A 14,339-nucleotide genomic window follows, 5' to 3' on the forward strand; every position below is an offset into this window, starting at 1 on the left:
ATTAATTATACAATTTGTTCAACCAATCAATAAATACCCTCGCTTGCTCAGCATCCGGGTTCAGCACACGAGCAGTAATGGCCTGTCCCATAGGTCGCCCCGGTTCATCTTGCCATGCCAAAAATGTATGTACCTTAGCCTTTGACCTGTGTACTCTTTTATATTGTTGAATTTCTTTAGCCTCCAATTCAGATAATGTGGATTCAGCCTTTTGCATCAGAACATTTTCTGAAGAAACTAATTGCAAAACAAAATCCTCCAACATTCCCTCCAAGTTATTATTCGGCATAATCCATATACCAATTATTGCATCACAGCTATTCAAAGGATAAAGCACCAATCCATCAAGTGGCAATTCTAGGTTTTCACAGTCATACTTACCACTTTTCATCAAAATATCAACCAATTGCATCCAGCGTCCCTTAACATCATTATCCGCATCCACCATAATTCCGATACGCTGATAAACTGCAGGATTCGTAATAGCGATCTTGAATTGCCTGATAACATTTTTATCACTTCCGCAAGCTTCTATATTAAAGTTCTCCGTCAACTTATGATTCTCACATAACGAAGATACGACATGCAGATCATTCACCCCTTCAACAAACAGTCTATAAGGAAAAATCGTCTTATTATTCATGATCAACGTATTTCTACATTACTTTGTGCTATAAATTTCATGTCTTCTTCATTATCATAACTTACAGCAACAATATTTCCATCTCTGTTATCTAAACGAATAATCTGCCCCAACTTTTTTTCATTAGCAGCAACAAAACTGTTGATGCAATCACGACTATGCGAAGTAACAAAGACCTGAATATTCAACTTCTCAGAAAGCATAAAAATCACTTCCCACAATTTTGTCTGTACAGTATAGTGAAGTCCTGTTTCAAACTCATCTAATAAGAAAACACCTCCCTTACAGTTGACCAAACCAAGAATAATGCTCAAAACCCTATTGGTGCCATCCCCCATCGAACTTAAACGAAAGCGTTGCCCTGTATCCTTTAAAGTTACATAGGGTACCCTTACATTCGAGAACTCATTTTCATTCAAGAAATTGAGTCTATCTACTCTTGGCTCTATGATACGTAAAGCCTCAACAACGTATTTTTCTTCATCAGACAAAGAAACTCTATCGAAAAGCAGCACATTCCTTCTCAACTGAAAATCCTCTACCAAGACATATTCAAATGGCATTTTATCTTTCACACTCCCAAAGGCTCTACGTTGAAAAAAGGGAATTAGAATTTTGGAAGCAGAAGCAGAAGAAACCTCCAGTCCATCTCCTAAATACAGCAACGACTGAGAATCTGAAACATTATCACAATCATTATACGATACATATTTCCTCGTTTCAAATCCATCTTCGCTCTTTATCGTCTTTTCGGATACATGCACCAGTCTGATATTCAACAAGTCTTCATTTTCGCCTATTGAAATAACAGTAGAATTTACAAACTCTTTGCAGTGGTCATTAAACAAAGAGCTATAATGCTCCAATAATATTTTATTGGAATCTATTTCTCCTTTCGCAAAATCTACATTCACCAATTCTCCCCGAATATCCAGAATCGTTTTCAGCCATTCATCGCTACCATTCGTTATGTAGATAGAAATGGCCTCCAGCAACGTAGACTTACCTACATTGTTACGCCCCACTATCAGATTAACCGGAGCAAGCGAATTGAGCGACAATTCTTTAAGATTCTTATAGTTCTTGATGCACAGTGACTTCATACCGCAATTTTTTGTTTTCTGCAAAATAACTAATTTATTTTGAGATAACCCCTATAAGTTAACTCTTTTCACAAACACCTCTATTCCTATCCATCTTTTTGGCACTATCAAACTTACAGTGAAAAAAAATAGAACTGTATGAAAGCCACACAGTTCTATTTACATATAGTTTTTTAAGAAATCACCGCCTAGCGTAAATCAAACCTCATTCTCCATATATTAAAATAATCTTCTTTATTTGCACGACTGGAAATGAAATAGATATTCTTTCCATCAGCCGACCATATGGGACAGCAGTCACTAGCAGGATGATAAGTCAACTGTATAAAGCCTGTTCCATCAATTTTCACAGCAAAAATATCCAGATTATTCTTTTTAGTGATGGATGACTTACTGTTTCCCTGACATAAGATCCACTGCCCGTCGGGAGATACCGTCGGATTAGTAAATCCTCTGTTCTTATCTGAAAGAATCAGTGTTTCTTTACCATCCACATAATTCACCAACCAAAGTTCACTAATCCCCGATGTAGAGTTACGGACACAGATAAAAGAATCGTTACTGTTCCCCACAATACATGGATTATAGCCACGGGCACAAGACGTCAACGCCCCATTTTCTAAATCCAAAGACCAGATAAAAGGTCCCGATTTGTCAACACGTGTAAAGAACAATAGTTTTCCATCCATTGTAATGACGGGATTCTTGTCAATGCTATTATTAGTAAGTTGCCGCATAATGCTGCCCGCATGGGCATTAGTAGTGCCTATTTGCATACGTTGAATATCCGATTTGTCAGAAAAATACAAATTCCCGTCATTTCCCCATGAGAAATCATTAACATCCCTAAACGTACGTTGCGTAGAAGCACCTTGCGCACCCGCTTTGCGAATCATAATATTCCATTGCTTATTGATACTGCTTACATATCCCAATTCCAGACCATCCGATGAGATAGAGAGTAGCCTCTCCGTACCCCAATATACATTACTATTTTTACACCCTCCTATAGTAGTAGAGGCAAAGTTTCCTTTCGCCAAAAACCCCAACCCTCCGGCAGAATTATTTCCTATTACAGAATTTGATGCCTCATCCGTAATCTTCATAACATTCAAGCCGCTTTCTTCCGGTGCATACAAATCAAGAAACTTACCAGAACCACATGCGGAGAGAGATAATATGCATACCACCATTATCCCACTTTTTAAACAAATATTCTTTCTCATAATATTACAATATAAATAATAAAACATTATTCTTCATAAACCAGATAAATCTCATTCGTACTAAAATTAATCTCCCAATTACCTTTCTCGCGCTGTTCCCATTGATATTGATCTGACATACGATCCCACCAGTCCTGAAATTTTCTTCCTGTCTCTCCAAGGTCTTTCACCAGTTTTTCATACAACATCTCATTACTCCCTGTTATGATTTTGGCCAACTCATTCAGCCCATTCCGACGTTCAAAAAGAACCTGAATCTCAAGTTTCTCTTGTTCTGTAACTGCTCCTACCAATTTCTTCATAATCATATCTCATTACATTTTAATATTTCTTTCTCACATCAAACGGATCCAAATAATCTATCTCAGTTATTTCCCTGCCTTGTAGAAAGCACCCCGATTTACGTATTTCTTGCAACAAATCACGCGAGGCATTACGTTCCAAATGGGCAGTCACGCATTGCTCATACGAAGGGGTATTCACTTCTAGAGTCGTTTTTCTATTCAGCCAAATACAACGCTTGCATTGATAAGCATCACAATGCCTACATAGCGGTGCATGGCTCAGACGGTATAACTGAGGATTCCTGATATCAAGTCCCTTATCCAAATCACCAATGGAATAGCCCTCACCTGACAGATAAAAAGCAGGACAAACATAAAATTTCCCGTCCGGGGCAAGCGTTATATTCTCCCATCCGGCATTACAGTTATTCATACTATCAAGCAGCATACGGTCAGTCAGCAGGTTGAATTGAGGGGTCGTCTTCTCATTATAAAAACCCTTTAACTGAAAAGCCAGTTCAGCCAACACGGACTTATACTTATCGAAGTCAGCTTCTGTAAAAGTATCCACATCAGTCAGTATTATATTCAGGCGAGCCACATGAATCAACATCTTTCCCACTTTCTCATAATGACTGAAAAAATCCTCTTTCTTCGTTCTCAATACATAGACCTTATCCCTGTCCATATTCCGACCTTCCGAATTCTCCCAATAATCCCAAACGATAATGTCCGCTCCAGCGCAACAGGCAACAGGCATAATTTTACAATGCTCCGTCGTTTCTATGATTTCCTCATATTCCTGAGGTAATTTGTAATCAGGATAAACAAACTGAACCATCAGATTCTCTTTCATTGCCAGAAGGATAGCAGCCCGCAAATCCTGCAAACTGATTAGCTTATGTTCCGTCTTCGGATTCTCATAATGACAATAGGACGTACTGGTATCATCCAATAAAACAATTAAATATTTCAGCATGGTTCGCCCTCCGATTCCATTTTACGTAAAAGCCTGTTCCAGTAATAATTATTAGCCTTTACCCGTGCCTTGTGCATTTTGCAGATAGCTGTAGAACGCTGGTAGATGGTAGAAGTATCGGCAGCATCATAGTTTTCTCCCTGACACCATGCGCATCCACTTGCCACTTCACAATCTATGCATTCTTGTGTACTTTGCGTACAACGGTCCAATGTCAAGAAAGGCCGCAACTTGTTCTTATCAATGCCATCATGAATATTACCAATGATCCAAGCTTTCTTATTGCGAAGGGAGTATTGTGCAAAACGAGTACATGGATAAAAATTTCCCATTGCATCTACAGCCAGCATCATACCCGCGCCGCACCAATTCTGATTCTGCAACTTACAATCCAATGGTTTCCCTAAATGCTCACCAAAAAAAGAACAAGAATAATCCCGGTAATAGCTATTATCAATGATAGCATCCGCCAGCATCAGCAGTTGTTCTTCAAACAGCCTGTCATCCCCTACTTTCCATACTTCCTCAAACACACAGTTAATGTTCACTTCATGAATGCCCAAAGAATAAAGATGAAGAACACTTTCCTTGATATAAGGAATATCGGCACTGCTGATAGTCACTTTCGTACTTGCATCAGGAAACTGTGACAACCATAAAGGAATGTTGCGCACAACATCTTTATAAGATCCCCGTCCGCTTGCCTTATACACGCGGTTCAGGTCATGCTTCATCTCCGTACCGTCGATGGTAATGCCAATACTGAGATGTTCCTTATTTTTCAGGATAAATTGCTGTACCTTTTCTTCATGGTAATTGATGCCATTTGTAGAAAAGCTGAAGCGGTAAGCGCCAAACCAATGATGATCTCTTTGGAATTGTTCAACCTTGATATAATCACAAATCTTATCTATCAGGTCTATTTCCAGAAAAGGCTCTCCGCCTATGAAATCCCATACCACAGACTCTTCGGGAAAATCCTCTTCACGTTCTAATACATAGTCAATAGCTTGTTTGGCTACCTCCCAAGACATTCGCTCTTTCGAGTTTTTACCCACGAGGTAGCAATATTTACAAGCGAGTTGGCAGTCTTTCGTGACAATAAAAGTGATATTCTTTGCCATTCCAGACTTCCAGTCCACTTCCTTCTTTTTAATTCCTTCCATTTTTAAAATATAACGAATATTTTAAAAGTTAGTATTTATTATAACTCCGGCACCCATTCCGGCATCCCGTTTGACATCCAAACATACAAGTACCCTTACACTGCCCCAAACAGGTTGAAACACATGCACCACGACAAGTTGTCGTACAAGTTTGCGCACAAGCCAGATTACAACTATTGCCACAGCCCGAGCAACCGGATGACTTAGCAGAATCCTTACAACCATTGCTGCACCCTTCTTTACAACCATTACTACAAGAAGTGCTGCAATCTGAACAAGAAGATTTGGCTGTATTATCACAACCACTGGAACAGCCTTCTTTACAGCCATTTTTGCAACCATCTCCACAACCACCTTGCGATGTCCCTACGCAGCTGTTGCTACAGGTAGAACCACAACCACTCTGTGCTGTTCCCATGCAACTGTTATTACATCCCGACGGTTCATCATCTTTACTGCAACTATCCAATATAGGAGCAATAGCAATAAGCCCTAAAAACGGTATTGTTTTCTTGATGGCTACTTTAAAAAACTCTCTGCGTGATATTTCTTTCATTCTTTTCATAGTAACCCTAAATTAGTAACCTTTATAATATTTAGCAGGAACCGTAAAGTGATAACGCAGATTATTCTCAAGATTCGTAAATCTGATATCCGCTTCCGTAATAAAATCAATATAAGATGCAGCACCGGAATATGATACATCTCCTCCCTTTCTCATATAATAAAAAGTGCCCGTTCCATTTTCTATATATATTGATTGAGAATAGTCCGCAGCTTTCTTCAATTCTCCATCATCAGTTTCAACCAAATATGTACCTGCTAACTTTATATCATAGGTAAAATTCAGAAAAACCCGATAGCGGCTATAAGGATTAGTATCATCCATTTTCTCATACCGCTCATATGTATATTTAACAAAGAAATCATTTCCTCCAACAGTTTTCACCGACACCTCATCATCGTAATACTCTATTTTTGAATCTACACGGCTGTAAGCCCTTAGATAATAAGTAGTCCCCTTACTCAACTTTGTTAAAGACAATCTCAATTTCCCGTCACTACCTACACTTGCCGTAGTAACATTATCTGTAATCTTAGGATTAGGCGATGTTCCGTAGCATACATCTACTTTCTTCACCCCACTTGGAGCAACAGATGTAAGCACCACCTTGTCTTCATATATATCTGTAGGTTCAAAGTGTGTTTTAATAATCCCTGAGGTAGTAAATGCTCCTTGATCTCCATAGTAATATTCCGCACCCAATTTAGCATATATACGAACATAATAAGCTGTTTCGGGAGTCAATTCATTCAGCGTGTATTCTATCTTATTACCCGAAAGCACAGCCTTAGTAGCATCAACCGTCGGCATTGATGTAGTAGAATAACAAATACCAACCTCATCCATTTGCAAACCATACGTCGTAATTGTTCCTGAGATCTGTGCCGAAGATGAAGAAATAGAAGAAATTTGAGGTACTGAAATTTCCACGGTCACTGCCGTAGTAAACATAGCCTGGTCGCCATACTTAGCCGCCCCATCCACAACAGCATATATGCGGACATAATAAGTAGTATTTGCCTCCAGCTTGGTCAGGGTGTAAGAAATATCTTCGCCGGACAAAGCGACCTTCTTGTCATTGACAGTGGGAGATTGAGAAGTAGAGTAACAAATACCTACCTCCGTGACCTTAACACCCGAAGGCTTGACAGTTCCCTCCACGAGAGCCGAAACAGAAGTAATATCCGATACCTCCGGTTTAGAAATCTCCACTCCTCTATTAACGATTGTAATCCGACAGGATGCCGTTTTATCGCCATCATCCGTAGTCGCTTCAATAGTAACCTTTCCCTCGGCTATAGCAGTCACTTTACCGGCAGCATCCACCGATGCTATTTTGCTATCATCCGAGCTCCACGCTACAGTTTTGTTTGTCGCATTCTCTGGTGTCACAACAGCTTCAAGCATCAAGTCATCTCCCACTACCATAGTAGTCTCTGTAGGTTTTATCGATACTCCTGTCACTTTGACAACCTTATCTACTACTGTTATCTTGCAAGTGGCTTTCTTTTTACCCGTCAACGCGGTTGCTGTAACAACCGCTTCTCCCGGCTCCACAGCCGTCACCATTCCCGTTTCATCCACCACTGCAACGCCAGGGGCACTGGAAGCCCACACATGTCCTTTATCAGGTGTTTCAGCAGGAGTAAAAGAAGCAATCAATCTTTCCGTCTTACCTTTTTCCAGCGCCAATTCACTTTTATTCAATGCTATATCAGGAATAGTAACTTCCTCTTTACTATCATCTTTGCTACAGCCAATAGCTAACGGTAGCATAAACGATATAACTATCACAACTAAAACGTGCCGTAATTTGCCATTTGATTTCTCTCCTCTAAGCATAATCCATATAGGTTAATGCCTATAGACTTCCCCTGATTCAGCAGTATACAAAAAAGACGTGGGAGTCTGTACTTTCACTTATCCCAGTCTCAGGCTCTCGCATGCCCATCTATAAGGATAAGCAACGCAGCTAGCCCACGCCAAGATGAATATACAGAACACCACGCCAAGCGCAATGTTTGAACAAAACACCTCAAGTGGACGTTCCCGTTGCCGTATCTTCTTATAGATTTCAAATTTGCGAGATTTGAGACTAGAAGATAACGTCCGTAAACGTCTTTCTATTAAAATAATAAAAACCTCCCCCTAACCCACTGGCTAGCTGAGATTGTGACAAAGTTAAGAAGTTTCAGTGTACAGACCAAATTATTCAAGATGTTTTTATTGTCCATTTTTTACCGCATAACATCCGTTTAGGACCTCATAGCCATCCAGATAACCATGAGAAAGAAATATCCGGTTCGTACCTACTCCCTACTTACTCCTTACCTACTCCCTACCTACTCCTTCTTATTATATAGGGAGAAGGTAAGACGTAACCATGTCTGATACCGGTAATATTTATGCCGAAACACTGCATCACATACATTCTCTCCGTATACCCATAAATTCTTGAAAATAAACTCTGCAAATCAAAAGAAAAGAAAAAGTTTATTCATACCTTTGTGATGCAACACTTCTCAAAAAGCAATGCACGAAGAATAAGAAAGGCCAAAACAAAGCTTCTCTCCTCCTTCACAAACAACAATGTATTAACAATTAAAAATTAAACCATCATGGGAAAAATCAAACAAGGAGCTTTTGGCGAATTTACGGGAAAAGTAGGAAATCTGGTAGGTTGCACCTGGAAAGGTGTGCCTTACATGAGAACCCGCCCTGCATACATGACCAATCCACGCACCGAAAAGCAACAAGGGCAACGCAGTAAATTTCAGGTAGCACTCAACTTCCTCAAAACAATCACCCCTTTTCTGCGTATCGGATACCGGGAATTCGCGGAAAAGCAGACAGCCTTCAACGCCGCCATGTCTTATGTAATGAAAAATGCCTTGACGGACAGTGAGCAGGGATTAGTGATAGACCCTAACAAAGTGTTGGTATCGCACGGAAGCCTGACACAAGCTTTTAACGCAGCAGTGACAACAGAAGAAGACAAAGCCCTTTTCACCTGGCTGGACAACAGCGGACAGGGAAACGCCATGGCTACAGATGCAGCCATGCTATTAGTGTACAACAAAGAGAAAAATTTGGCGACCTATGATGCAACTGCCGCCACACGCACAGATGGCAAAGCCGAATTGCAACTGCCTAAAGACTGGAAGAGCGATACATTGATTGCCTACCTGGGCTTTTGCAGCGCAACCGACGAAAGCGTAGCTAATAGTGTATGCCTGCCACTTACCGTTTCATGAACTCTTTCCGTTCGTCCTCCGGAAACTTCTCTATCGCATAGCGCAACGTAGTGCGGGGCATCGTCTTACAGTACTTTTCAAGGAATTGCACCAGCAAGTCCTTGTCCCGCTTTCCCATCTCACGCAGCATCCAGCCCACGGCCTTTTGCATCAAATCATGTTTATGATAAAGCAATCGTTCGGACAGAGCCAAAATATCGATGAAATCGTTGTTTTTGATTAATGTATAGGTAGACACAACTGCAATGCGCTGGTCCCAAAGCAAATCGCTATCCGCCAGACGATAGAGTACATCACGGGGGTTGTCTTTCAGATATTCGCCCACAATGCCCGGAGCGGACAAGTCCACAAGGTCCCAGTTATTGATACGGGCGGTTTGCGCCAGATAGAAATCGAATATTTCCTTTTTTCCGTTTTCATCGCACTTCTTGAAACGCTCCACTAGCATCAGCAGGGCACAGAGGCGGCACTCGTGCCATTCACTTTGCAGCAATTCCGCCATCACCTCGAAAGGTGCGTCTTTATGTCGTTTTGCCACGATACGGGTATTGGGAACCACAATACCGAGGAATTTATCACCTTCTCCGTATTGCCCCTTTCCGGTTTTAAAGAAATTGGGGAGATATTCCCGCTTCACAGGGTCAATGTATTGCTCCAGCTCCTGCTGGATTTCTTTAGTTCTTTGCATTCTCTTAAATTTAGCAGGCTACAAAAATATCCTTTTCCCATCAGATTCTTTGCATCGGTACACAGAAAATGAAACGGGTGCCTTGAATATATTCTTTATCAATAATCAGATAACCTCCCAACTTTTCTGCAACGGTGCGGCAAATAGACAAGCCAAGACCTGTGCCCTGAGTGAAATCATTCAGCTTGACAAAACGTTCGAAGACGTGTTCCCGTTCATCGGCAGGAATGCCTATTCCGGTATCCGTAACCGTGAATATTAATTGCTTCTCCTCCTCTTTCAGCTCGTAGGCCAGTGTAACAGAACCTTCCCGAGTGAATTTTGATGCATTGCTCAGCAGGTTATCGAGCACCTGCACTATGTAGCTATAGTTACTGTCTATTATCAGTTCATCGCAAGCCGGCTCAAAAATGAGCCTTATATCTTTAGAAAACAATTCGCCCGCCGCGTCCATTGAAGCTTGGCAACAAGCATTGACATCGACAGCATAATGGTTGATTTCAATATTACTATCGAGTGCTGAAATATCAAGAATATCACCAACCAGCTTCAACAGCAGTTTACTGTTACTTTCAATCAGCGAAACATACTGCTTGATGTCTTCCTGCTCCTCAAACATATCGACCAGCACCCCGGAGAAGCCTACAATAGAATTGAGAGGGGTACGGATTTCATGGGACATGTTCTGGATGAATACTGTTTTCATCCAGTTACTTTGCTCGGCAATTTCTTTCGCCTTACGCAGTTCTTCTTTGGCTTCAATCAGTATGCGGTTCTTTTCGTCCAGCTTATCTCTGGATTTATGCAACTTTCTATTCAACTTTCTCTGCTGCAAAAGGAAGACAACGACAATGCACAAGATTCCCACTACAGAAAACAGGATGATACGGGTATTTTGAAGTTGCTTCTCTTGGGAAATCTTTTCCAATTGCTGTTTCTCGGCACTGAGCCTTTGCAAATTCAAGATAGTGGCAAACTCACCGGTAGTGATTTCTTCGTTCTTCTCTTTTTCTTTCTTTTGTTCTATCAGGAAGTCGCGATACAAATCAGCTGCTTCGCTTTTACGATTCATTTCCCAAAGAATGTCGGCCTTCTTCTTCCTTAATTCTGCCAAAGTCATTAAATCGTTTATTTTCTGTAGTTCCGCCTCCCGTGTAGCCAATATGCCAAGAGCCTCATTATAGTTGCCGACTCTCCAGTTGTAATCAAGCTCCACCTCATAAAAATAGTGGATATGACGTTTCAATGAAGGTTCCTCCGCATACATCTGCCTGCATTCTTCCAATGCCTGACGTGCAGCTTCCCTATCCCCTTGGGCAAGATAGAGTGAGACATAAACCAGCTTGGCCGTCACCTTATGATAAGGAGACTTGACCGTTTTGAGCGCTTTCTTTAATAATTCGGGAGCTTTTTCTTTTTCGCCCAGATCAATGTATATCTTCGCCGCATCACTGTATTGGCAAGATATATTGTATCTTACGACATTAGTCTTCTCAGAAAGTTCTATCTCTTTAAGCATGAACTCCTGGGATTTTTTCAATAAACCTTTGGCTGCATAGACATTAGCCAAGGCATAATAACATTCGGCAATACTTGATGTAAGATTATCCCTCTCAGCCTCACGCAGCATCTTTTCTGCTTCAACAAGAGCAATGTTATATTCTCCCTGTTTGATGTAATAGTTCACCAGGCGGGCAGCCCAGGCCCAATAGTAAAGTTCAGGGTTTTGCACCTTCCGGGCAAATTGCTTCAGCCGATTTACTCCGGCTATGATGCTATCCGTACGATTTTCACCTTGCCCATAATAGTAATAATCCAATTTAGCTCCTAAAGCTATTTTAGACATTACGGTATCATTGCATCGGATTGCCATGTCGAGCAATGTATCCGAGGCTGTCAGTACAATAGGATTGGTGGGGTCATTAAAATGCTTATCATAATAAGCATGCATTTGGTTTACGTAGGTGGAATCCACCTTTTGGGCATGGACAACCCATATAGCCAATTGTAAAAAGATACAGGCAAGAATCGTTTTTTTCATCATAAGTTATTTGCTCGTTGTATATTAACTGGGTTCTAAAGATATGCTTTATATATGAAAGAAGATATTGTTCCATCTTACAAGCCAACACAATTGACGTTTTTTATCTTTTTATTGTAAATAATAAGCTATTTCTAAACATTCAGAGCAAATAAACAAATAATTGTGCACTATCAATGCATCTATAGCCAGTCCACTATAAAAAGGAAATCCGCTTATTATCAATTATTTAAAATTGATAATAAGCGGATTTTTTTCTCCGGATTACTTTCCTCAAATTATTTCTGCGTCACCCCTTTCCAGTCATCCGTACGGAAAGGCGATGCGGGCAAACCGGCACCATTATACAGATTGCAAACCGGGTTGTTGGCCCAGGCATAGCGTACAGCAACCGGATAAGGCACTTCCGGAGAAGTTACCACAATCTTATCGCCTTGTATTTCTGCTTTCGCCCAGTGGAATTTATGGTCGCGCCCGGCAATGGAGAAACCTTGCAGTTCTTTACCGTCACCGCTCTTCAAACCACCATTGGTATGGTCGAAAGAGAGAATTATCTTATCTCCATCCACTTGATAGGAACGGTACATCGGACCGGAATATGGTATCTGTTCTCCATATGTATTAGCACGGGCTATCAGAGCCAAACGATGACCGACCGCTTGTTTATCTTTCGGATGAATATCATTGGCGTCGCCTTTATCAATAATTACCGCCATGCCCGTATTGGCAACAGCCAATGTACGGGTTTGCGCTTCACGGAGTTCCGCCCATTCAGAGTCAGCCGGCTGCGGAGATTGCTGCATGAAGTTGGCCAACTGCACAAAATAGAACGGGAAGTCCTGTCCCCAGTCCTGACGCCAGTTTTCGATGACCAACGGGAAAAGTTCACGGTACTGATAAGCACGAGAAGCATTATTCTCTCCCTGATACCAGATGGCACCACGAATAGTGTAAGGCACTAACGGATGAATCATGGCATTATATAAAGATGTCGGCAAGTTGGGATTCTCGGACATATCTTTCGGAGGCATTCCTTCTTTTCGTGCATCTGCTGCCACCTGATATTTCCATTCGCCTGCAAGGCTGATTTGTTCACCATTGGCAGAACGAAGATAAAGTTCGTCCGGCATACCGCAGCCACCGCCTGTATCCGTAACGCGGATAGCTAATGTCAACGCTCCCGCTTTAACCATTTTACCGGGAACCGTATAATTACGTGCAATCGAATAACCATCAGTACGTCCTACCTCCTGCCCGTTCCAATAGGTGACATCATTATCATCAATAGCTCCCAAAACCAACTGCACTTTCTTACCAGCCCAGGAAGAAGGTATCTCAACAGTCCGGCGAAGCCACAACAAACCATCAAAACCAGCCAAACCTTGTTCTTCTACCATACCGGGGAAGTTCATTTTCCCCCAGTTGCTATCATCGCAGGTGACTTCCGCCCGCACCGGTTTACCAATGGCAAAACCCTCGTCAACACGATTGTTCCAAGCCTCCAAACCTTTCAAATACTCCGCTTTCATCGCAGATTTATCAGGCATTGTCTGAATATCTTCCACTACTTTACTGAAATCCGGCATTTCTTTCAGTATCTTTCCACTAATCCAGGACTCCACATTCGTTCCGCCCCAGGAAGTATGGATTAACCCAATGGGCACATTTTGCTTTTCAGAAATTTCACGACCAAAGAAATAGGCAGTAGCAGAGAATTCAGGAACCGTAAGCGGTGAGCATACCTGCCAACCGTTATCGCGAATCTTGATGTCCGGCTCCGGTTGCGTGCTCGTCACATGCTCCACGTGCAGCAAGCGGATATTAGGATGGTTAGCAGCAGCTATCTCTTTCTCATAATCCATTATTTTACCCCAGCCCTTCAAAGGCATCTCCATATTCGATTGCCCGGAACATATCCAGACTTCACCGATCATTACATTCTTCAACACCAGTTTCTGCCCGTCAGTCAGGGTTAGTTCATACGGTCCTCCGGCCTCGGGGGTACGGACAGAGAGTTTCCACCTACCATCTTTATCAGTAAGGGTTTCATACGTCTTTCCATCCCAGGAAGTGGTAATTTTCACCGTTTTCATCGGTTTAGCCGTACCCCAGATAGGAGCATCCGCCTGTTGTTGCAGCACCATATTGTCCGAGAACATGGGCGGTAGCACTACTTTTGCAGACATTGCTCCGGATAACATCAGCAAAGCTGCAACTAACATACACTTGTTTTTCATATACTTGGTTATTAGTAGTTAGTGATTAGAAAGCAAAGGTAATTAGAAATTCGTATTCCCAATAACGTTATTACCCTAATAAATGCAATAATCTTTCCATTTAGCGTGCTAAATAGAAAGATATTCCTACTTTTGCCGTAAAATAAACGCGTT

The 14,339-nt window shown here is 41.5% G+C and carries 12 protein-coding genes; 1 reads left to right on the forward strand and 11 read right to left on the reverse strand.

Annotation, left to right across the window (positions count from 1 at the left end; all coding sequences use genetic code 11):
• Nucleotide 1: 1 nt before the first annotated feature.
• From QZ135_RS07860 to QZ135_RS07895, 8 genes are all read right to left on the reverse strand, one after another.
• Nucleotides 2-643: a DUF3226 domain-containing protein gene (locus QZ135_RS07860; protein ID WP_294607554.1), complete on the reverse strand. Its 642-nt coding sequence runs from the start codon at nucleotides 641-643 to the stop codon at nucleotides 2-4.
• 2 nt (nucleotides 644-645) lie between these two features.
• Nucleotides 646-1,746: an ATP-binding protein gene (locus QZ135_RS07865; RefSeq protein WP_294607557.1), complete on the reverse strand. Its 1,101-nt coding sequence runs from the start codon at nucleotides 1,744-1,746 to the stop codon at nucleotides 646-648.
• A gap of 188 nt (nucleotides 1,747-1,934) precedes the next feature.
• The gene (locus QZ135_RS07870; RefSeq protein ID WP_294607560.1) at nucleotides 1,935-2,972 is read right to left on the reverse strand and encodes a hypothetical protein; all 1,038 of its coding nucleotides are present in this window, start codon (nucleotides 2,970-2,972) and stop codon (nucleotides 1,935-1,937) included.
• 26 nt (nucleotides 2,973-2,998) lie between these two features.
• Nucleotides 2,999-3,274 carry a CXXX repeat peptide modification system protein gene (locus tag QZ135_RS07875; protein WP_294607563.1) on the reverse strand — a complete coding sequence of 92 codons (276 nt, stop codon included), beginning with the start codon at nucleotides 3,272-3,274 and terminating at the stop codon, nucleotides 2,999-3,001.
• Nucleotides 3,275-3,293: 19 nt separating this feature from the next.
• Entirely contained in the window at nucleotides 3,294-4,235 is a 942-nt protein-coding gene (locus QZ135_RS07880; protein WP_294607566.1) for a CXXX repeat peptide maturase, read from the reverse strand.
• Entirely contained in the window at nucleotides 4,229-5,401 is a 1,173-nt protein-coding gene (locus tag QZ135_RS07885) for a radical SAM peptide maturase, CXXX-repeat target family (protein WP_294607568.1), read from the reverse strand. Before QZ135_RS07885 ends, QZ135_RS07880 begins: the two co-directional genes overlap by 7 nt.
• Nucleotides 5,402-5,429: 28 nt before the next feature.
• Nucleotides 5,430-5,966 (reverse strand): hypothetical protein, encoded by a 537-nt coding sequence (locus QZ135_RS07890; RefSeq protein WP_294607570.1) that lies wholly within the window; start codon nucleotides 5,964-5,966, stop codon nucleotides 5,430-5,432.
• A 12-nt stretch (nucleotides 5,967-5,978) separates the two neighbouring features.
• Nucleotides 5,979-7,742 (reverse strand): Ig-like domain-containing protein, encoded by a 1,764-nt coding sequence (locus QZ135_RS07895; protein WP_294607573.1) that lies wholly within the window; start codon nucleotides 7,740-7,742, stop codon nucleotides 5,979-5,981.
• An 842-nt stretch (nucleotides 7,743-8,584) separates the two neighbouring features.
• On the opposite strand from QZ135_RS07895, the gene QZ135_RS07900 reads away from it, so the two are divergent.
• The gene (locus QZ135_RS07900; RefSeq protein WP_294607575.1) at nucleotides 8,585-9,220 is read left to right on the forward strand and encodes a DUF6266 family protein; all 636 of its coding nucleotides are present in this window, start codon (nucleotides 8,585-8,587) and stop codon (nucleotides 9,218-9,220) included.
• Here QZ135_RS07900 and QZ135_RS07905 read toward each other — a convergent pair.
• From QZ135_RS07905 to QZ135_RS07915, 3 genes are all read right to left on the reverse strand, one after another.
• On the reverse strand, nucleotides 9,207-9,908 hold the full coding sequence (locus QZ135_RS07905; protein WP_294607578.1) for a DNA alkylation repair protein: 702 nt from the start codon (nucleotides 9,906-9,908) through the stop codon (nucleotides 9,207-9,209). The two genes, QZ135_RS07900 and QZ135_RS07905, sit on opposite strands and share 14 nt — an antisense overlap.
• 40 nt (nucleotides 9,909-9,948) lie before the next feature.
• Nucleotides 9,949-11,952, reverse strand: coding sequence for an ATP-binding protein (locus tag QZ135_RS07910; RefSeq protein WP_294607580.1), 2,004 nt, complete (start codon nucleotides 11,950-11,952; stop codon nucleotides 9,949-9,951).
• Nucleotides 11,953-12,227: 275 nt separating this feature from the next.
• Entirely contained in the window at nucleotides 12,228-14,186 is a 1,959-nt protein-coding gene (locus QZ135_RS07915) for a sialate O-acetylesterase (protein ID WP_294607583.1), read from the reverse strand.
• Between the last annotated feature and the right edge of the window lie 153 nt (nucleotides 14,187-14,339).

This window comes from uncultured Bacteroides sp. (assembly GCF_905207245.1).
Classification (GTDB): domain Bacteria; phylum Bacteroidota; class Bacteroidia; order Bacteroidales; family Bacteroidaceae; genus Bacteroides.

Excerpts from the sequence above, each read along its gene's own strand:
- QZ135_RS07885 (WP_294607568.1), bottom strand. The coding sequence starts at position 5,401 with ATGGAAGGAATTAAAAAGAAGGAAGTGGACTGGAAGTCTGGAATGGCA.
- QZ135_RS07895 (WP_294607573.1), bottom strand. The coding sequence starts at position 7,742 with ATGCTACCGTTAGCTATTGGCTGTAGCAAAGATGATAGTAAAGAGGAA.
- QZ135_RS07910 (WP_294607580.1), bottom strand. The coding sequence starts at position 11,952 with ATGATGAAAAAAACGATTCTTGCCTGTATCTTTTTACAATTGGCTATA.
- QZ135_RS07870 (WP_294607560.1), bottom strand. The coding sequence starts at position 2,972 with ATGAGAAAGAATATTTGTTTAAAAAGTGGGATAATGGTGGTATGCATA.
- QZ135_RS07905 (WP_294607578.1), bottom strand. The coding sequence starts at position 9,908 with ATGCAAAGAACTAAAGAAATCCAGCAGGAGCTGGAGCAATACATTGAC.
- QZ135_RS07860 (WP_294607554.1), bottom strand. The coding sequence starts at position 643 with ATGAATAATAAGACGATTTTTCCTTATAGACTGTTTGTTGAAGGGGTG.
- QZ135_RS07915 (WP_294607583.1), bottom strand. The coding sequence starts at position 14,186 with ATGAAAAACAAGTGTATGTTAGTTGCAGCTTTGCTGATGTTATCCGGA.
- QZ135_RS07865 (WP_294607557.1), bottom strand. The coding sequence starts at position 1,746 with ATGAAGTCACTGTGCATCAAGAACTATAAGAATCTTAAAGAATTGTCG.
- QZ135_RS07900 (WP_294607575.1), top strand. The coding sequence starts at position 8,585 with ATGGGAAAAATCAAACAAGGAGCTTTTGGCGAATTTACGGGAAAAGTA.
- QZ135_RS07880 (WP_294607566.1), bottom strand. The coding sequence starts at position 4,235 with ATGCTGAAATATTTAATTGTTTTATTGGATGATACCAGTACGTCCTAT.
- QZ135_RS07890 (WP_294607570.1), bottom strand. The coding sequence starts at position 5,966 with ATGAAAAGAATGAAAGAAATATCACGCAGAGAGTTTTTTAAAGTAGCC.
- QZ135_RS07875 (WP_294607563.1), bottom strand. The coding sequence starts at position 3,274 with ATGAAGAAATTGGTAGGAGCAGTTACAGAACAAGAGAAACTTGAGATT.